At 37.1% G+C, this 20,333-nt stretch carries 15 protein-coding genes, 3 tRNA genes, 2 rRNA genes and 1 other annotated feature; all 20 genes read left to right on the forward strand.

All coding sequences use genetic code 11. The features are described 5' to 3' along the window. The 20 genes from ACKF5P_RS00005 to ACKF5P_RS00100 all read left to right on the forward strand — a co-directional run bounded on the left by ACKF5P_RS00005 (position 1) and on the right by ACKF5P_RS00100 (position 20,325). Positions 1-1,215 (forward strand): 16S ribosomal RNA (locus tag ACKF5P_RS00005). Between the two features lie 178 nt (positions 1,216-1,393). Further along, a tRNA-Ile gene (locus ACKF5P_RS00010) sits at positions 1,394-1,470 on the forward strand. Positions 1,471-1,559: 89 nt separating this feature from the next. Then, positions 1,560-1,635 (forward strand) — tRNA-Ala (locus tag ACKF5P_RS00015). Between the two features lie 152 nt (positions 1,636-1,787). Next, positions 1,788-4,747: ribosomal RNA gene (locus ACKF5P_RS00020) — 23S ribosomal RNA — on the forward strand. Together the 16S and 23S rRNA genes with 3 tRNA genes alongside form the textbook arrangement of a ribosomal RNA operon. A gap of 137 nt (positions 4,748-4,884) precedes the next feature. Beyond that, positions 4,885-4,960, forward strand: a tRNA-Asn gene (locus ACKF5P_RS00025). A gap of 242 nt (positions 4,961-5,202) precedes the next feature. Beyond that, the gene (locus ACKF5P_RS00030; protein ID WP_408955471.1) at positions 5,203-5,664 is read left to right on the forward strand and encodes a CtsR family transcriptional regulator; all 462 of its coding nucleotides are present in this window, start codon (positions 5,203-5,205) and stop codon (positions 5,662-5,664) included. Between the two features lies 1 nt (position 5,665). Further along, complete coding sequence (locus tag ACKF5P_RS00035) at positions 5,666-6,181, forward strand: UvrB/UvrC motif-containing protein (RefSeq protein WP_408955472.1); 516 nt, start codon at positions 5,666-5,668, stop codon at positions 6,179-6,181. A gap of 5 nt (positions 6,182-6,186) precedes the next feature. After that, positions 6,187-7,218 carry a protein arginine kinase gene (locus ACKF5P_RS00040; RefSeq protein ID WP_408955473.1) on the forward strand — a complete coding sequence of 344 codons (1,032 nt, stop codon included), beginning with the start codon at positions 6,187-6,189 and terminating at the stop codon, positions 7,216-7,218. 13 nt (positions 7,219-7,231) lie between these two features. Next, positions 7,232-9,667: an ATP-dependent Clp protease ATP-binding subunit gene (locus tag ACKF5P_RS00045; RefSeq protein WP_408955474.1), complete on the forward strand. Its 2,436-nt coding sequence runs from the start codon at positions 7,232-7,234 to the stop codon at positions 9,665-9,667. Positions 9,668-9,768: 101 nt separating this feature from the next. Beyond that, a complete protein-coding gene (gene radA / locus ACKF5P_RS00050; RefSeq protein WP_408955475.1) occupies positions 9,769-11,139 on the forward strand; it encodes a DNA repair protein RadA in 1,371 nt (456 codons plus the stop codon). Further along, on the forward strand, positions 11,140-12,234 hold the full coding sequence (gene disA, locus ACKF5P_RS00055) for a DNA integrity scanning diadenylate cyclase DisA (protein WP_408955476.1): 1,095 nt from the start codon (positions 11,140-11,142) through the stop codon (positions 12,232-12,234). It begins immediately after the preceding gene. Positions 12,235-12,314: 80 nt separating this feature from the next. Beyond that, entirely contained in the window at positions 12,315-12,812 is a 498-nt protein-coding gene (locus ACKF5P_RS00060; RefSeq protein ID WP_408955477.1) for a CarD family transcriptional regulator, read from the forward strand. Between the two features lie 47 nt (positions 12,813-12,859). Continuing rightward, the gene (locus ACKF5P_RS00065) at positions 12,860-13,981 is read left to right on the forward strand and encodes a PIN/TRAM domain-containing protein (protein WP_408955478.1); all 1,122 of its coding nucleotides are present in this window, start codon (positions 12,860-12,862) and stop codon (positions 13,979-13,981) included. A 13-nt stretch (positions 13,982-13,994) separates the two neighbouring features. Continuing rightward, complete coding sequence (gene ispD, locus ACKF5P_RS00070; RefSeq protein WP_408955479.1) at positions 13,995-14,675, forward strand: 2-C-methyl-D-erythritol 4-phosphate cytidylyltransferase; 681 nt, start codon at positions 13,995-13,997, stop codon at positions 14,673-14,675. Positions 14,676-14,677: 2 nt separating this feature from the next. Next, positions 14,678-15,151 (forward strand): 2-C-methyl-D-erythritol 2,4-cyclodiphosphate synthase, encoded by a 474-nt coding sequence (ispF, locus tag ACKF5P_RS00075; protein WP_408955480.1) that lies wholly within the window; start codon positions 14,678-14,680, stop codon positions 15,149-15,151. A gap of 10 nt (positions 15,152-15,161) precedes the next feature. After that, complete coding sequence (locus tag ACKF5P_RS00080) at positions 15,162-15,935, forward strand: HutP family protein (RefSeq protein WP_408955481.1); 774 nt, start codon at positions 15,162-15,164, stop codon at positions 15,933-15,935. A 41-nt stretch (positions 15,936-15,976) separates the two neighbouring features. Next, the gene (gltX, locus tag ACKF5P_RS00085) at positions 15,977-17,434 is read left to right on the forward strand and encodes a glutamate--tRNA ligase (protein WP_408955482.1); all 1,458 of its coding nucleotides are present in this window, start codon (positions 15,977-15,979) and stop codon (positions 17,432-17,434) included. An 11-nt stretch (positions 17,435-17,445) separates the two neighbouring features. Then, positions 17,446-17,659 (forward strand) — a binding site (T-box leader). A gap of 168 nt (positions 17,660-17,827) precedes the next feature. After that, positions 17,828-18,505, forward strand: a complete 678-nt coding sequence (gene cysE, locus ACKF5P_RS00090; protein ID WP_408955483.1) for a serine O-acetyltransferase — start codon at positions 17,828-17,830, stop codon at positions 18,503-18,505. Next, positions 18,486-19,916, forward strand: coding sequence for a cysteine--tRNA ligase (gene cysS, locus ACKF5P_RS00095; protein WP_408955484.1), 1,431 nt, complete (start codon positions 18,486-18,488; stop codon positions 19,914-19,916). The genes cysE and cysS overlap by 20 nt, the downstream gene beginning before the upstream one ends. A 13-nt stretch (positions 19,917-19,929) precedes the next feature. After that, positions 19,930-20,325, forward strand: coding sequence for a Mini-ribonuclease 3 (locus ACKF5P_RS00100; RefSeq protein ID WP_408955485.1), 396 nt, complete (start codon positions 19,930-19,932; stop codon positions 20,323-20,325). Positions 20,326-20,333: the final 8 nt, after the last annotated feature.

Genomic DNA, 20,333 nt, shown 5'->3' on the forward strand with positions numbered 1-20,333 from the left:
GGGACTGAGACACGGCCCAGACTCCTACGGGAGGCTGCAGTGGGGAATCTTCCGCAATGGACGAAAGTCTGACGGAGCAACGCCGCGTGAGTGAAGAAGGTCTTCGGATCGTAAAGCTCTGTCTTTAGGGAAGAATACTTTAATTGTGAATAACAGTTAGGGTTGACGGTACCTTTAAAGGAAGCCCTGGCTAACTACGTGCCAGCAGCCGCGGTAATACGTAGAGGGCAAGCGTTGTCCGGAATCATTGGGCGTAAAGGGTACGCAGGCGGTCTAGTAAGTCAGAGGTGAAATCCACCGACTCAATCGGTGAACTGCCTTTGAAACTACTAGACTTGAGGATAAGGGAAGAAAGTGGAATTCCTAGTGTAGTGGTGAAATACGTAGATATTAGGAAGAACATCAATGGCGAAGGCAACTTTCTATCTTATACCTGACGCTGAGGTACGAAAGCTAGGGGAGCAAACGGGATTAGATACCCCGGTAGTCCTAGCCGTAAACGCTGGATACTAGGTGTTGGGGGTTCGACCCCCTCGGTGCCGGAGTTAACGCATTAAGTATCCCGCCTGGGGATTACGACCGCAAGGTTGAAACTCAAAGGAATTGACGGGGGCCCGCACAAGCGGCGGAGCATGTGGTTTAATTCGAAGCAACGCGAAGAACCTTACCAGAACTTGACATCCCGTGACTGCCTGTGAAAGCAGGGTATAGTCCTTTGGACTACACGAAGACAGGTGGTGCATGGCTGTCGTCAGCTCGTGTCGTGAGATGTTGGGTTAAGTCCCGCAACGAGCGCAACCCCTGTCCTTAGTTGCCAGCATGTCAAGGTGGGGACTCTAAGGAGACTGCCGCGGAAAAACGCGGAGGAAGGTGGGGATGACGTCAAGTCATCATGCCCCTTATGTTCTGGGCTACACACGTGCTACAATGGTCTGTACAGAAGGAAGCGATACCGCAAGGTTTAGCAAATCCTGAAAAGCAGATCTCAGTTCGGATTGCAGGCTGCAACTCGCCTGCATGAAGCTGGAGTCGCTAGTAATCGTGGATCAGAATGCCACGGTGAATACGTTCCCGGGCCTTGTACACACCGCCCGTCACACCACCCGAGTTGGGGGCACCAGAAGTCGTCTAAGGACGCCGAAGGTGTGCCTGGTAAGGGGGGTGAAGTCGTAACAAGGTAGCCGTACCGGAAGGTGCAGCTGGATCACCTCCTTTCTAAGGAGTTATTTCAACTCTAGTCGTAGTTGGAACTTGCATTGTTTAGTTTTGAGAGACTGAATCTCTCAAAAGCAATTAATAATGAATATTGAATAATTAAAGTCAAGGTCAAAGATCAAAAGAGTTTAGATGTTTTGATCTTGGGTTTTAGCTATTTATTATTAACTGCGTGTATGGGTCTATAGCTCAGTTGGTCAGAGCGCACGCCTGATAAGCGTGAGGTCGGTGGTTCAAATCCACCTAGACCCACCAAAAACTAATTTACAATGTGTAATTGGCAATTAAGTTCTCTAAGAACTTATCTTTTTTATTGTCTACTCTAAATTGTGAATTTAGTTCATGGGGATATAGCTCAGCTGGGAGAGCGCCGCCCTTGCAAGGCGGAGGTCGTCGGTTCGATCCCGACTATCTCCACCAAAAGCAATTAATATTGAATAATTAAAGTCAAGACTAAAAATCAAAAGACTTAGAGATTTTTAATCTTGAGTTCTAACTATTCATTGTTAATTATTAAATATTAGTTGTTCTTAACTTGTACTTTGAAAACTGCACAATAGATAGTGCGTCTAGATTAAGTTAGTAAGGGCGCACGGTGGATGCCTAGGTGTCAGGAGCCGAAGACGGACGTGGCAAGCTGCGAAAAGCCTTGATGAGCTGCAAACAAGTGATGACTCAAGGATGTCCTAATAGGAGCACCAGGTATGGATAATCCCATATCATCTTAAGGTTAATAAATAGCCTTAAGAAGGGAACCGGGTGAATTGAAACATCTTAGTAACCCGAGGAAGAGAAAGCAAAAGCGATTCCCTAAGTAGCGGCGAGCGAAAGGGGAACAGCCCAAACTGTAATAGTGTCAAGCTTATGGGCATTGCTATTACAGGGTAGTAGGACTATCAGACCTTACCATAAAAAGGTCATAGGATAAGCTTCAGTTAATCGAAGTAGCTGGAAAGCTACGCCACAGAAGGTAATAGCCCTGTAGGTGAAAATTGGAGTTGACTAGATAGTATCCTGAGTACCATGAGACACGAGAAACCTCGTGGGAAGCAAGGAGGACCATCTCCTAAGGCTAAATACTTCCTGACAACCGATAGTGAACCAGTACCGTGAGGGAAAGATGAAAAGAACCCCGGGAGGGGAGTGAAATAGAATCTGAAACCGTGTGCCTACAAGCAGTCAGAGGACGTTAAAGTCTGATGGCGTGCTTTTTGCATAACGAACCGACGAGTTATGATCTGTAGCGAAAGGTTAAGCCAAAGAAGGTGAAGCCGTAGCGAAAGCGAGTCTTAAAAGGCGAAAGTTGCAGGTCATAGACCCGAAACCGAGTGATCTATCCATGACCAGGATGAAGCACGTGTAAGAACGTGTGGAGGTCCGAACTGCATTGGCGTTGAAAAGCCATGGGATGAGTTGTGGATAGGGGTGAAAGGCCAATCGAACTCGGAGATAGCTGGTTCTCCTCGAAATAGCTTTAGGGCTAGCCTCAAGTGTTATAATTTGGCGGTAGAGCACTGATTGGACTAAGGGCTTTATAGAGTTACTGAATCCAGTCAAACTCCAAACGCCATCTTATTAAGCTTGGGAGTCAGACTATGTGGGATAAGCTTCATAGTCGAGAGGGAAACAACCCAGATCGTCAGTTAAGGTCCCAAAGTATGGACTAAGTGGTAAAGGATGTGAGATTGCATAGACAACCAGGATGTTGGCTTAGAAGCAGCCATTCATTTAAAGAGTGCGTAATAGCTCACTGGTCGAGTGATCTTGCGCTGAAAATGTACGGGGCTAAAGTCCATCACCGAAACTACGGATTGGTATAACCAATGGTAGAGGAGCATTCTATATAGGTTGAAGCAGTACCGGAAGGAGCTGTGGACAGTATAGAAGAGATAATGTCGGTATGAGTAACGATAAAATAGGTGAGAATCCTATTCGCTGTAAGTCTAAGGTTTCCTGAGGAAGGCTCGTCCGCTCAGGGTAAGCCGGATCCTAAGCCGAGGCCGAAAGGCGTAGGCGATGGAAAATTGGTTAAAATTCCAATGCTACCTCCTTATCACTATGAGTGATGGGATGACGCAGGAAGATAGGCTAGCCTGGCAACGGTATGTCAGGTTGAAACATTAAGAAGGATGACTTAGGTAAATCCGGGTCGTCATTAACTTTAAGGTGTGACCAGGAGTCTCTACGGAGGCGAAGTAGTTGACTTTACACTGCCAAGAAAAATCTCTAACCAGATAAGAGGTAACCGTACCGCAAATTGACACAGATAGACTAGAAGAGTATTCTAAGGCGCGCGAGAGAACCTTCGTTAAGGAACTCGGCAAAATAACCCCGTAACTTCGGGAGAAGGGGTACCTCATTAGGGTGTATGCTCGAAGAGGTTGCAATAACCAGGCCCAAGCGACTGTTTACCAAAAACACAGGTCTCTGCTAAGACGTAAGTCGATGTATAGGGGCTGACGCCTGCCCGGTGCTGGAAGGTCAAGGGGAAGTGTTAGGCATAAGCTGAAGCGCAGAACTTAAGCCCCAGTAAACGGCGGCCGTAACTATAACGGTCCTAAGGTAGCGAAATTCCTTGTCGGGTAAGTTCCGACCTGCACGAATGGCGCAACGACTTGGGCACTGTCTCAACGAAGGTCTCGGTGAAATTGTATTACCTGTGAAGATGCAGGTTACCCGCGACAGGACGGAAAGACCCCGTGGAGCTTTACTGTAGTCTGATATTGGATTTTGGTACATTATGTACAGCATAAGTGGGAGGCAATGAACTCGGCACGCTAGTGTCGAAGGAGCCTTAAGTGGGATACCACTCTTAATGTGCCGGAATTCTAACCATGCACTGTAATCCAGTGTTGGGACAGTTTCAGATGGGCAGTTTGACTGGGGCGGTCGACTCCTAAAGAGTAACGGAGTCGCCCCAAGGTTCCCTCAGTGCGGTCGGAAATCGCACGTAGAGTGTAAAGGCAGAAGGGAGCTTGACTGCAAGAGCTACAACTCGAGCAGGTACGAAAGTAGGGCTTAGTGATCCGACGGTAGAGTATGGAATTGCCGTCGCTCAACGGATAAAAGTTACCCCGGGGATAACAGGCTTATCTCCCCCAAGAGTTCACATCGACGGGGAGGTTTGGCACCTCGATGTCGGCTCGTCGCATCCTGGAGCTGAAGCAGGTTCCAAGGGTTTGGCTGTTCGCCAATTAAAGCGGTACGCGAGCTGGGTTCAGAACGTCGTGAGACAGTTCGGTCCCTATCCGTCGTGGGCGTAGGATATTTGAAGGGAGCTGTCCCTAGTACGAGAGGACCGGGATGGACGTACCTCTGGTGTACCAGTTGTCTACCAAAGGCATTGCTGGGTAGCTAAGTACGGATTTGATAAACGCTGAAAGCATCTAAGCGTGAAGCTGACCTTGAGATAAGATATCCCATAGAGTGAATCTAGTAAGATCCCTGATAGACTATCAGGTAGATAGGCCAGAGGTATAAGGGTGGCAACATCTTCAGCTGACTGGTACTAATAGATCGAGGGCTTAATCTAGAATATATCTATTGTGCAGTTTTGAATGTATAATAAAGCATTTAATACTGAATGTTGAAGGAAGATTGAATAGTTAGATACTAAAACTGGTTTTAATTATTAAATCTTCAATATTAAATGTTAATTAAATAAGTTGTTCCCCGATAGCTCAGTTGGTAGAGCGAGTGGCTGTTAACCACTTTGTCGTAGGTTCGAGTCCTACTCGGGGAGCCATTTTTATTTTAGATACCTAAATTTACTAAAAGGGTATCTTTTTTTAGTACTAAGTAAAAAATATGGATAGTAAAGTTTAGATTTTAGCTAAAAACAGGAGTAAAATTTATCTTTTTAAATTTAATCTTTCTTTTTAGATAATATTGTCCGATAATAATCCTTGCAAAAGAATACTATAAGTATAGTATAATATACTTATAGTCAGTAATAGTCAAATCGAGGTATTTAAAGGGGAGGATTATATGAGTAGCCTTTCAAACCAGATTGAAGAATATTTAAAAGAACTATTAAGTCGAAACAATGTTGTTAGAGTACAACGGAGTCAATTGGCTAGCAAATTTAGCTGTGTTCCATCACAGATTAATTATGTATTGAATACTAGATTTACTTTGGAAAAAGGCTATATAATTGATAGTCAACGAGGTGGCAGTGGCTATATTCAAATTACTAAATTAGATTCAGGCTTAAGTCGTAAAATAATTGAAACATTATACAATAAAATTGAGGGCCAAATTGATCAGCTTACAGCCTTTAATATTATTGAGCGATTAGCAGAGGAAGGTGTTATTACTTCTAATGAACAAGAGTTGCTTAAGGCGGCAGTTGATAGAGAGAATATTGGTTTGAAATTACCAATACGAGATGTAGTAAGGGCCAAATTATTAAAGGGTATCTTAAAAGTATTAATTAAAAAGGAGGGGTAAAATGCTATGCCAAGAATGCCAAGAGAAGGAAGCATCGGTTCATGTTACTAAAATTATTAATAACCAAAAACAAGAGTTATATTTTTGTAAAGAGTGTGCCCAGGCAACTGGTGAGTTGAATTTTGGGTCTGATTTTTCCTTTAATAACTTGTTAACTGGACTTTTAAATAGTAAGCCCCAGTCTCATCATCAGATAAATTTATCTAACAAACAATTAAGGTGTAATAGCTGTAATTTGAGTTATCAAGAGTTTAGTCATAATGGACGTTTAGGTTGTAGTCAATGTTATGAATACTTTAGTGATAAAGTTGATAAAATTTTAAGAAGGATTCATAGTAGTAGCCGTCATACAGGCAAGATCCCTAAAAGAGCTGGGGAGAATGTAAGGGTTAAGAGGAAGATTAAGAATCTAAAGGAAGAAATGGGGCAAGCAGTAGATAAAGAGGAATTTGAAAGAGCAGCTGTTTTGAGAGATAAGATTAAGGATTTGGAAGGAAACTTAGATGATAGGAGGTAAAGGGTATGGAAGATAGGATTATGAACAAATGGATGAAAGAACTAGGGCCAAGTTCTGATGTTGTAGTCAGTAGTAGAGTTAGATTGGCTCGTAACTTTAATGATTTAAGTTTTACTCATCATGCAAGTGACGAAGAATTAAAGCAGGTAACAATCAAGGTAAAGGAGTTGTTGCAGGAGAATGATGAGTTTCAGCTTAAACTAATTGATATAGATGATTTATCAGAACTTGAAAGAAAGATGTTAGTAGAAAAGCATTTAATTAGCCCTGAACATACTCAGGTTAATAAATATAAATCAGTTGCATTATCTGAAGATGAGACTGTTAGTTTAATGCTCAATGAAGAAGACCATCTAAGGTTACAAATGATACTGCCTGGCCTCCAGATAGAGAAAACATGGGAGATGGCAGATCAATTAGATGATTATATAGAGAATAAAATAGATGTAGCATTTGCTGAAGGTTATGGATATTTGACTGCTTGTCCAACCAATGTAGGAACAGGCTTGAGGGTTTCTGTCATGGTTCATTTGCCTGCTTTAAGTATGATTAATCGAGTTGAAAAGTTAATGTCAGCAATTTCACAGTTAGGTTTAGCAGTTAGAGGTTTATATGGAGAAGGAACCGATACAGTAGGAAATTTATATCAGATTTCTAATCAGGTAACTTTAGGACATTCAGAAGAAGAGATAATAGAAAACTTACTGGGAGTAACTCAACAGATTATTGAACAAGAGAAGAATGCTCGTAAACTTTTATTACGAGAACAAGAAGTAAGTGTCAAAAATAAAGCTTATCGTGCCCACGGGATCTTAACTCATGCTTATAGTATTTCAATTGAGGAAGCAATGGAATTAATTTCAAATGTAAGATTAGGAATTGATTTGGGTATGATAAGAAAGATAGAGCCAATAATTTTAAACCAAGTGATGGTTATGATCAGACCTGCTACTTTGCAATCAACTAAAGGTGAAAAATTATCAATAGAAGAAAGAGAGATTTATCGAGCTGCATTAATTAAAGACTTATTGGATTAAAGGGGGATTTAATATGATTTTTGAAAGGTTTACTGAGAAAGCACGTAAGGTAATGGCCTTCTCTCAAGAGGAAGCTAGAGAATTTAATCATAATTACGTAGGAACAGAACATTTATTGTTAGGTTTAATTAGAGAAGGAGAGGGAGTAGCAGCTAAAGTATTAGAAACTAGTGGATTTAATTTAGAAAAGATAAGGGCTAAAGTTAAAGATATTATTGGAACTGGAAATGAAGAGGTTCAAAGTGAAAGATTACCTTTTACTCCTCGAACAAAAAAAGTTTTAAATCTTTCTTTAGAAGAAGCTCGGCGATTAGGACATAATTATGTAGGAACAGAACATTTATTGTTAGGTTTAATCAGAGAAGGGGAAGGAGTAGCTGCTCGAACTTTAAAAGAAGAAGGAGCAGACTTTAAAAAATTACAGCATAAAGTTGTTAAGTTATTAGGTGGAGTTAAAAGTGGACGTAAAAAAAGAAAGGATGGATATCAAAACAGTATAGGATTAGAGAAGTTTGCCACAGATTTAACTCAGCTTGCTAGTGAAGAGAAACTTGATCCAGTTATTGGAAGGGACAAAGAGATAGATCGAGTAATTCAAACCTTAAGTCGGCGCAAGAAGAATAATCCTTGTTTGATTGGAGAACCAGGAGTAGGAAAGACAGCGATTGTAGAAGGGTTGGCTCAAAGAATAGTTGAAGGTGAAGTCCCTGAACCATTGGCTAAAAATAGAATTTTGGCTTTAGATTTGGGTTCATTATTGGCAGGCTCTAAATATCGAGGAGAATTTGAGAAAAGATTAAAAGCAGTTATGAAAGAGATTAAAGAATCAGGTAATGTAATCTTGTTTATTGATGAATTGCATAATTTAGTTGGAGCTGGTGGAGCAGAAGGAGCAATTGATGCTGCTAATATATTAAAACCTGCTTTAGCTAGAGGAGAATTACAGACGATAGGAGCAACTACTTTAGATGAGTATCGTAAATATATAGAAAAAGATGCTGCTTTAGAAAGAAGATTCCAATCTATTTTGGTAGAAGAGCCTTCGATAGAAGATGCTGAAAAAATTTTGAAGGGGCTGCGTGATGTTTATGAAGCTCATCATAGAGTTAAAATTATAGATGAAGCGATCTCTGCTGCAGTTGAGCTGTCTCATCGGTATGTAAGTGAACGTTTCTTGCCTGATAAGGCAATAGATTTAATTGATGAAGCTGGTTCTCAAATAAAGCTACAACAGAACACAGCACCTAATGAGATTAAGGATTTAGAAAAAAGGTTAGAAAAGGTTGAGCAAGAAAAAGAAGCTGCTATTGAAGCACAAGAGTTTGAGGAAGCTGCTGATTTGCGGGACCAAGAACAAGAAGTAAAAGAAAAGCTAGAGAAGACAAAAGTAGAGTGGAAGAATGAAAAGGGAATGAGAGAGACTGTTATTACAAGAGAGGTTATAGCTAAAATAGTCTCTGATTGGACAGGAATTCCAGTTACAAAGTTGGCCCAAGCAGAGTCAGAAAAATTGCTTAATCTAGAGGAAGAATTACATCGACGAGTAGTGGGTCAAGATGAAGCTGTCAAAGCGGTTTCACAGGCAGTTAGAAGAGCAAGAGCAGGATTAAAAGACCCTAAGCGTCCAATTGGTTCATTTATCTTTTTAGGGCCAACAGGAGTTGGAAAGACAGAGTTAGCTAGAAGTTTAGCAGAAGTAATGTTTGATGATGAAGATGCTATGATTAGAGTTGATATGTCAGAATATATGGAAAAGCATGCTGTTTCTAGATTAGTTGGTTCCCCTCCAGGATATGTAGGTCATGAAGAAGGTGGTCAGCTGACGGAGCAAGTTAGAAGAAGGCCTTATTCAGTTATTTTGCTCGATGAGATCGAAAAAGCTCACCCTGAAGCCTTCAATATTTTATTACAGATGTTAGAAGATGGTCAATTGACAGATGCTCAGGGAAGAACTGTTGATTTTAAGAATACAATGATCATTATGACTTCAAATGTTGGAGCAGATTTGATTCAGAGTAAATCAGGAGGAGTTGGATTTAAAGCAATTGAAACAGGTATAGAGGATAGGGAATATGAAGAAATGAAAGAGATGGTTAAATCAAAATTAAAAGATACTTTCAGGCCAGAGTTTTTAAATAGATTAGATGAAATAATTGTCTTTCATGCTCTTTCTAAAGAAGATATTAAAGAGATAGTTGATTTAATGTTAGAAGAATTAGAAGAAAGATTAAAAGTCAAAGATATTAAATTAGAAGTTACTGAAGGAGCAAAGGGATTAATTGCTAAAGAAGGATATGATAAGGAGTTTGGAGCAAGACCATTAAGGAGAGCAATTAGGCGTTTAGTAGAAAATGCTTTAGCAGAGAAGTTTTTGGCGGAGAAGTTTAATGAAGGAGATAGAATTAAGGTTGATTCTCAAGATGGAGAACTTCAGTTTAGTAAAAATTAACAGTTAAGAAAGCAGGGTTACCCTGCTTTCTTATATTACCTTGTTAAATTAGCTGTAAAATGTTATAATAAAGGTTAAGTTTATTATAGATAGGTGGTTTTATGGCTAAAAACAAGCGTAGATATATTTGTCAAGAATGCAATTATAAAGCATTGAAGTGGAGTGGAAAATGTCCAAACTGTAATAGTTGGAATACATTAACAGAAAAAATTATTGATCAAAAGCAGAAGAAAAAAGAAAAGAAACTAGCAGCAGATGTGATCCCTCAAAGCATAGATGAGATTGAAATTACTACTGAAGATAGAGTTGGAACAGAGTTTACAGAATTAGATCGAGTATTGGGTGGAGGGGTTGTGTTAGGATCTTTAACCTTAATCGGTGGCGATCCGGGGATTGGAAAGTCAACTTTACTTTTACAAACTTCTCATAATATTAGTCAACAAGGTAAAAAAGTGTTGTATGTTTCTGGTGAAGAATCTGAAAAACAGATTAAGTTAAGAGCAGATCGTTTAAAAACAGTTAACTCTGATTTGTATATTTTAGCAGAGACTAACTTATTATCAATTATTAAAAGTAGTAAGAAGTTACAGCCAGAGTTGATAATTATAGACTCGATCCAGACTGTTCATAATCCTCAGTTGGAATCAGCACCTGGCAGTGTCAGTCAGGTAAGGGAATGCACAGCACGATTAATGCATTTAGCTAAAAAAGAAGGGGTTCCAGTCGTTTTGATTGGGCATGTAACTAAAGAGGGTTCTATTGCTGGCCCGCGGACATTAGAACATATGGTAGATACTGTATTATATTTTGAAGGTGATCGTAATCATGTCTACCGGATCTTAAGGGCTGTTAAAAACAGGTTTGGTTCGACAAATGAAATTGGAATTTTTACAATGGAGCAAGAAGGATTAACAGAAGTATTAAACCCTTCGCAAGCTTTTATTGAGGAAAGACCTCAAGAAATTTCTGGTTCTGTGGTAATTCCCTGCCTAGAAGGAACTAGGCCAATTTTAATTGAGTTACAAGCTTTGGTTGGAACAGCTAATTTTGGAACTCCAAGTAGAATGACAACTGGAATTGATCACAAGCGAGTTTCCTTATTATTAGCAGTTTTAGAAAAAAGGTTAGGATTACATATTCAAGGGCAAGATATTTATGTTAATATTGCAGGAGGTTTTCAAGTTAATGAACCAGCAGTAGATTTAGGAATAATTGTGGCTGTTGTATCTAGTTTTAGAGATTTAGTTGTTCCTGAAAATGTTGCAGTAGTTGGAGAAGTAGGGTTATCTGGAGAAATAAGAGCTGTTAATCAGATTGAAAAGAGGATAAATGAAGCAAGCAAATTAGGTTTTACAGAATTTATTATTCCCAAAAGTAATTTAGAGACATTAACAAATGTTGATCCTAATGTAAGGATTAATGCAGTTAGAGATATTAGAGAAGTATTAGATTTTATTTTGGGAGGGGAATAAATGTCTAGTTTATTTAAGGAAGAAGAATTTTCTGAAATACTAAAATTAATTGCTCCTGGAACTTCTTTTAGAGAAGGGTTGGAGAATATATTACGAGCAAAGACTGGAGCACTGATTGTTGTAGGTGATAGTGATGAGGTTTTAGGGGCGGTTGATGGTGGATTTAATATTAATGCTGGAGCAACACCTACCAGATTATATGAATTAGCAAAAATGGATGGAGCTATAGTTTTAAGTGACGACGCAGAGCGAATTTTATGTGCTAATGCACAGTTAGTTCCGGATCCTTCAATCTCCTCAGTTGAAACTGGTACTAGACATAGAACTGCAGAAAGAATATCTAAACAGACAGGAGAACTTGTTATTTCGATTTCACAAAGAAGAGATATAATTACATTATATAAAAATGATAAAAAATATATTCTTGAAGATATTAGAGTTATTTTAACTAAAGCTAACCAAGCTATACAGACGTTAGAAAAATATAGAAGTGTATTAGATCAAACTTTGACCAATTTAAGTGCTTTAGAATTTGAAGATCTAGTTACTATTTCTGATGTAGTAACTGTAATTCAGCGAGCGGAGATGGTGTTAAGGATTGGTAATGAAATTGAAAGATATATTAATGAACTAGGTAATGAAGGCCGTTTGATCAAGATGCAGTTGAAAGAATTAGTAGCTAATGTGAAGGAAGAAGGGTTACTAATTGTTAAAGATTATGAAGCACAAGTAGAAGATAAAGCAGATGAAGAAATAGAAGATGATGAGGATATTTTTGAAAAAATATCAGATAGTTTATCAGATGAACTATTAAGCCTATCTTCGATCAGTAAACATTTAGGTTATGGAGGTAATATGAGTGCTTTAGACTTATCGGTTTCTCCTAGGGGGTATAGGCTATTAAAGAAGATACCTAGATTGCCAATGAGTGTGATTGATAATTTAGTTGATGTTTTTGGGGACTTTCAAGAAATACTGAATGCTTCAATTGATGAACTGGATGATGTTGATGGAATTGGGGAAGTTAGAGCACAAGCAATTAAAGAAGGGTTAAAGAGATTACGTGATCAAGTCTTATTGGATCGACATATTTAAAAGTCATGTGAATTGATATTAGAATTTAAGTATGTTATAATAGATTGGGCTGATTATGTACTGAATGGAGGGTTGTATTAATGTTTGAAATTGGAGATAAAATTGTTTATCCAAATCATGGTGCTGGGACTATTGTAGATATAGAGGAAAAGGAGATTTTAGGTGAAACGAAACAATATTACATTATGAAATTGCCGATTGGTGAAATGAAGGTTATGATACCTAAAGATAATGTAGAAGGGATTGGATTGAGAAATGTAATAGATAAAGAGGTTGTACCACATGTTTATGAGGTCTTGGAAGGGAACCAAAGTGAAATGTCTCAAAATTGGAATCGACGTTACCGGGCCAACACAGAAAAAATAAAGACGGGAGATATTTTTGAGGTGGCTGAGGTTGTTAGAAATTTAACTATACGTGATATAATAAAGGGTTTATCTACTGGTGAAAAGAAGATGTTAAGTAATTCAAGACAGATTTTGATCAGTGAATTGGTCTTGACAGAAGATAAATCTGAAGAAGAGATTGAAACAAAAATTGATAATATCTTTGCTGAGCAGGATTTTGAAGAAGAATAATGACGTCAGGATAGCCTGACGTTTGTTTTCTGATAGGGGGTGAAAATATGTTGAATAGATTATGGAGAGGAATTTTAGTTGTAGTAGGGGCAGCTTTAGGATATCAGTCTATTCTACTTTTAGGTTTAGCAGAAGAATTTAGTCTTAATATACATAGTATTATTACTAATAATGGATTTTATGGATTAATAACTGGCGGATTAATAGGATTTATATTATTACCAATAATAATTAATAAATTTGTACAAGGTGTCTTGAATTTTGAAAGTAGACTAGAGACAATTCCAGTAAGGGATATAGTATCTGGAATTATAGGTTTGATTCTTGGACTATTATTAGGGATATTAATAATTAGAGCTTTTTCTATTTCTGCCATCCCTAGTTTTGGGTTTATATTACAACTGGTAATTAATTTAAGCCTTGCTTATTTAGGATGGAATTTAGCAATTAAGAAAAGGGATGAATTATTTGGAGTTATATCTAAATCAAATTTGAAACCAAAGAGTAATAATAAGAATAACGGTAATGATAATAAACAAGAAGATGATGGATTAAAAGCAACTTATAAAATCTTAGATACTAGTGCAATTATTGATGGTAGAATAGCTGACTTGTGTCAAACTTCATTCTTAGAGGGAGTATTAGTAATTCCTGGATTTGTTTTAGAAGAACTCCAGCATATTGCTGATTCATCTGATTTATTGAAAAGAAATAGAGGTAGAAGAGGGTTAGATATTCTAAATATGATTCAGAAAGAATTAGAGATTCCTGTTGAAATTAATGACCGTGATTTTAATGAAATTGATGAAGTAGATAGCAAATTAGTTAAGTTAGCTAAATTATTAAAAGGAAAAATTATTACTAATGATTATAATTTGAATAAGGTAGCTGAAGTGCAAGGAGTATCAGTTTTAAATATAAATGAATTAGCAAATGCTGTTAAACCGGTAGTATTACCTGGTGAAGAGATGGAAGTTAAGATTATTAAAGAGGGAAAGGAACAAAGACAAGGAGTAGGTTATTTAGATGATGGTACAATGATTGTAGTTGATGATGCTAGGGATTATATTGGAGAAGAGTTAGATATAGTGGTAACTAGCGTATTGCAGACGGCAGCGGGTAGAATGATCTTTGCTAAACCTAAGTTAGCTGAACAACAAGTATTATAAATGGAGGAAGAATATGAAAGCAAGTGTAGTTATTCCTGCAGCGGGCCAAGGAAAGAGAATGAAAGCAGCTAAAAACAAACAATTTTTATTGTTAGATGAGCGTCCAATTATTGCTCATACAGTTGATAAATTTAATAGTAAGCAAGTTGAGGAGATTATCTTAGTAGTTAGGGAAGAAGAAATAGACTATTGTCAAAAGATTATAAAGAAGTATCAATTAAAAATAGACAAGTTAGTTATTGGAGGTAAAACAAGGCAAGAGTCTGTTTATAATGGATTGCAAAAGGTTGCTAGAAAGAGTGAAACAGTATTGATTCATGATGGAGCTAGACCATTGTTGACAATGGATTTAATTCAACATATAATTAAAGAGGTCAGTAGGGGGTACCAAGCGGTAGTAGTAGGGGTTCCAGTTAAAAACACTATTAAAGTAATTAATCATGAACAACTGGTTATTAATACTCCAGATCGTTCTAAGCTTGTTGCTATTCAAACACCACAAGCTTTTAAAAAAGAACTGATCTGTGAAGCTTATACTAAAGCAATGCAAGAAGGTTATATTGGAACTGATAGTGCTAGTTTAGTTGAGCGATTAAATAAGCCTGTTAAGGTGATTGAGGGTTCTTATCAAAATTTAAAGATTACTACCCCTGAGGATTTAGAATTTGCTGAAAAGATCTTGGCTAGGGGGTAAAAATGAGAGTAGGATTAGGTTATGATGTTCATCAGTTAGCAAGAGGAGAAGAGTTAATTTTAGGTGGAGTTAAGATTGATTATTCTATGGGTTTAGTTGGTCACTCTGATGCAGATGTATTATTGCATGCAATTAAAGATTCCTTATTAGGAGCGATTGGAGCTGGAGATATTGGTTCGCACTTTCCTGATGATGATCCTCAATATAAGGATATTTCTAGTCTTGTTTTATTAGAGCAAGTAATGGATTCAGTTTTAGAAGCAAAATATGAAGTTAATAATTTAGACGCTATTATTATTGCGCAGCAACCTAAGTTGGCCCCTTATATTTCACAAATGGAGAATAAGATAGCCCAAAAGTTACAAGTAGAAGTTGGGCAAGTTAATCTTAAAGCAACGACAACTGAAAGGCTAGGATTTATAGGCCAAGGTGAAGGAATTGCTGCTCAAGCAATAGTAAGCATAAAAGAAAGGTAGGTTATATACCATGTTAGTTAAAGAGTTAATGAGCCGAGATGTGATTACAATTAATCCCGAAATTAAAATTGAAGAAGCGCAAAGGTTGATGAGCGTCAATAGTATTGGTAGGTTAGTTGTTGTTAAAGATGAAGAGGTCATAGGTATTATAACGGATGGGGATCTAGTTCAACAAACAGATTTAAATATTCTTAGCAAGGAAGTAATGAGTGAAGAAGTAATTTGTGTTACTGAAGATAATAGTGTGCAAGAAGTAGCACAGATATTATCTGACAATGGTATTGGTGGAGTGCCTGTCTTAAATAAAAAGAATAGACTAGTAGGAATTGTTACAGCAGAAGATATTGTTTCTGGTTATGTAAAACAAGAAGAGAGTAAAGCTAAACTATCACCAGAGAGTTCAGCTATCTATCTTTCTATGACAAGAAGTAGAGAATATGAGAATTACTGGTTAGATAAAATTAAAGGTTATCATTATAAAGTGGCAATTACTCAGACAGGGGCTAATGCTGAAAATTTACCAATTAAATTACGAGAAAGTATGACTGTCGCTGCTATTGCTCGAGGAGTTATTAAGGAAAATTTTAGAGAGAAAATGGCCGTATCCAATGCAGTGAAAGAAGCTTATACTCAACTTAATTTAGTTAATCCTGGTTTGGGAGGAGGTTTTAAGGTAGCTATTGTTAGGGGTAGAGGCAGAGTAGCAGTAGCTGTTTTCGGTAAATTTGGTCATGCTTTAGTTGATGGTCCAGAACAATTAGCAGTTGGAATGAGTATAATCTAAAATTGGTTTTGATTAAATTGTTGTAGAGGAAGGGGAAGAAAATGAGTGATATTAGAGTAAGGTTTGCTCCAAGTCCTACTGGGCAAATACATATTGGAAATATTAGAACAGCATTATTTAATTATTTATTTGCTAAAGAGAATAATGGAACATTTATTTTAAGAGTTGAGGATACAGATCAAGAACGTTCAACTAGTGAATTTGAAGAAGTAATTCAGCAAGAAATGAATTGGTTGGGTCTAAAATGGGATGAAGGTGTTCAAGTTGGAGGAGAATATGGGCCATATCGGCAGATGGAAAGATTAGAATTATATCAGCAATATATCCAACAGTTACTTGATCAAGATCTTGTTTATCGGTGTTATTGTACTCCTGAAGAATTAGAGCAGATGAGAGAAAAACAGCGCCAAAATGATGAAGCACCTAGATATACTGGGAAGTGTAGAAATCTAACTGCAGCTAAAAGGGAAGAGTTAGAATCTGAAGGTAGGAAGCCAGTAATTAGATTTAAAGTTCCCCAACAGGAGAAAGAAATTATCGTTAAGGATTTAGTAAAAGGAGATGTTTCTTTTAGTAGTGAAGTAATTGATGATTTTGTGCTTGTTAAGTCTGATGGAATACCAACTTATAATTTTGCAGTTGTAATTGATGATTATTTAATGGAAATTAGCCATGTGATCAGGGGCGAAGATCACTTATCGAATACTCCAAAACAACAATTACTATATGATGCTTTTGGTTGGGAGGCACCACAATTTGCTCATCTATCAATGATCTTAGGGTCTGATAAATCCAAGTTGAGCAAAAGAAGTGGAGAAGCTTATGTTTATGTTAGTCAATATCGAGAGAATGGCTATTTACCAGAGGCATTAATTAACTTTTTAGCTTTATTGGGTTGGTCTCCTGATAGTGAAGAAGAGTTATTTACTCAAGAAGAAATTATTGAACAGTTTTCTTTAGCAGGAGTAACTAAAAGTCCAGCTGTATTTGACGTAGAAAAATTAAATTGGATGAATGGAATGTATATTCGAAATGCTGATTTGGAGCAGATAGTTAATTTAGCAATACCTTATTTAGAAGAAGCTGGATATAATTTAGAAGATAAATCTAAGGAATGGCTTGAATTGGTGGTTGATACTGTGCGGGGCTCTATAGATTATATAGCAGAAATTACTGAACAAGTTGATCTTTTCTTTGGTGAGATTGAATATGAAGATTATGATCAGGTTGTTGAGACATTTAGAGAAGATCAAGTGGATCTAGTACTAGAAACATTAAAAGAGAAGGTAGTTAATCTGAATTCCTTAACTCCTCAAAAAATAAAAGGAATGTTAAAAGAAGCAATGAATGAGCTACCTGTAGGAGGAAGATTGTTTTATCATCCACTAAGGTTTGCTTTAACTGGTCAGGGGTCAGGGCCTGAGTTGTATAATATTATTTCTATTTTAGGTAAAGAAGAGGTAATTAATCGTTTAGATAAAGCTTTAGCATTGATTTAAAAAAATAAATTATAATAGCAACGATAGGGATTAGTAAACCGACATTATTTTTGTTAGAGAGAAGATACCAGAGGCTGAAAGTATCTTTAGAAAAGACTGGTTGAATGCCCCCTTGAGCTGAGTAACTGAAAGTTGAGTAAGTTATTTCGTTTAATCAGCGTTAAATGATTATCAAGGGAGCTTAGCTAGCTAAGCAGAGTGGAACCGCGGCCTTTCGTCTCTGAACCAAGAGATGGAAGGTTTTTCTAATTGATATTAGTATAAATTACAATTTATAATGAATAGGATAGTTTATCATTAGAATTAAAATCTTTAAAGTTAACTGCTTGTAAGGGTTTCTTTATTATAGGGTTTAATGATTTTAGAGTTGATTAAGTAGCAGGAGGTGCAAAGGTGCTTAATGAGGTCAAGAATGATATTAAAGTTATATTTGAACGTGATCCAGCGGCTAGTAATTTACTTGAAGTTTTATTAACTTATTCTGGGCTACATGCAATTATATTTCATAGACTAGCTCATCCATTATATAATTTTGGCTTAAGAACAATTCCTAGACTTATATCTCAAGTTGGTAGATTTTTAACAGGAATTGAGATCCATCCTGGAGCTAAAATAGGCTCAGGTCTATTTATTGATCATGGGATGGGAGTTGTAATTGGAGAGACTACCGAGATTGGGGATAATGTTACTGTCTATCAAGGAGTTACCTTAGGTGGAACGGGGAAGGAGAGCGGTAAGAGGCATCCTACTTTAGGGGATAATGTGATGGTCAGTGCAGGAGCTAAGATTTTAGGTTCGATTGAAATTGGTAATAATGTAAAAGTGGGAGCAGGAGCAGTTGTATTAAAACCTGTACCTGATAATTGTACAGTAGTTGGAATTCCTGGTAAGGTTATAGTTAAAGATGGAAAAAAGATCAAGCAAGGAAAAGATGCTATTGATTTAGACCATGGTGATCTGCCTGATCCGGTTCAAGAAATGTTAGAATGTATGAATAGAAGAATAAGAAAACTAGAAGAGCAGGATAATAATAACGGGAGGAGTGGAAGAGGTGACGTTAAGAGTTTATAATACTTTAACAGGGAGCAAAGAAGATTTTAAGTCGATAGAAGAGGGAAAGGTTAAAATTTATTCTTGCGGGCCAACAGTTTATGATTATTTTCATATTGGCAATGCTCGAGCTTTCGTTGTACCAGATATTATTAAACGTTATTTAGAATATAAAGGCTATCAAGTAACACATGTGCTCAACTTTACTGATGTTGATGACAAGATGATTAAACGGGCTAATGAAGAGGGGGTTAGTATTCAGCAGTTAGCTGATAGGTTTATTACTGCATTTTTTGAAGACGCTAAAGCATTAAACCTTAAAAAGGCTGATTTTTATCCTAGAGCAACAGAACATATTTCTGAAATGATAGATATGATAGAGAATTTGATTAAACAAGGTTATGCTTACGAAAGTAAAGGGGATGTTTATTTTAGAATTAAAAGTTTTAAGGAGTATGGTAAGCTATCTAAACAAAAAGTAGAAGATTTAGAAGTAGGGGCAAGAGTGGAAGTTAGTGGTAAGAAAGAGAATCCATTAGATTTCACCTTATGGAAAATCTCAGAAGAAGACCCGATGTGGAATAGTCCATGGGGAGTAGGTAGACCAGGCTGGCATCTCGAATGTTCAGTGATGTCAAGAAAGTATCTTGGTGATCAATTTGATATACATACTGGAGGGGTTGATCTAGTATTTCCTCACCATGAAAATGAGCTTGCCCAAAGTGAAGCTTGCTGTGGTCAACAAACTGTAAATTATTGGATTCATAATGGTTATATCAATATTGATGGGGAGAAGATGTCTAAGTCATTAGGTAATTTCTTTACAACACGAGAAATATTAAGTAAATACCCAGCAAAAGTAGTTAGATTATTTTTGATTGCTAAGCATTATCGCAGTCCTATCAATTTCAGTGATCAGGAGCTAGAGAATACAGCTACAGGATTGGCCAGACTAGAAAATGTTGTAGAGAAGATTAGGTATTTGCTACAACAAGAACCAGTGACAGGTGAATTAGATGGTGCGGAGTTAAAGAAATTAGCTGAGAAGAAGAAAGAAAAGTTTATAGCAGCAATGGATGATGATTTTAACACTGCTTTAGCAATTGGTGCATTATATGAATTGGCTAAAGAGGTCAATCGTTTTGTTAATAGTGATCAATTTAAACTAACTCAGTCAGTTAAAGAAGCATTAAGTGAAATTGATCAACTCTTTAAAAGATTAGGAGAAGATGTGTTAGGGATTAAGCTGACCAATGAGGCGAGTAAGGGCCAACAATTAGTTGATTCACTGGTGGAGTTATTATTAGACGTTAGAGAAGAAGCTAGAGAGAAGCAAGAATATCAACTAGCAGATCAAATCCGAGATCGACTTGGTGAGTTAGGAGTTGAAGTTAAGGATACGCCTCAAGGTTCACAATGGAAATTGAAATAGGAGGTAGAAATAATTGTTAAAAAAGGTAATTGATTTCCCAAAGCGACCTAATTTATTGTCACCAGCAACTATGGCTTATATAGGTGATAGCGTTTTTGAGTTATTTATCAGGAATCTGTTATTAGAGAGGAATGTAGCTAAACCGAAGAAGTTACATCGTCAAGCAATTGAGTATGTAAATGCTACTGCTCAAGCTGATTTACTTGAAGAATTAAGAAAGCATTTAACTGAAGAGGAGTTAGCTATTGTTCGTCGCGGAAGAAATGTTAATACTAATGTACCAAGTAATGCTGATCCCGGTGATTATCAATATAGTACTGCTTTTGAAGCTTTACTTGGTTACTTATATTTAAAAGGAGAAGAAGAGAGGTTAGTAGAAGTATTTAAATTAATTAAAGAAATATTATAGAGGGGGAT

The organism is Natroniella sp. ANB-PHB2 (genome assembly GCF_046097105.1).
Classification (GTDB): domain Bacteria; phylum Bacillota; class Halanaerobiia; order Halobacteroidales; family Halobacteroidaceae; genus Natroniella.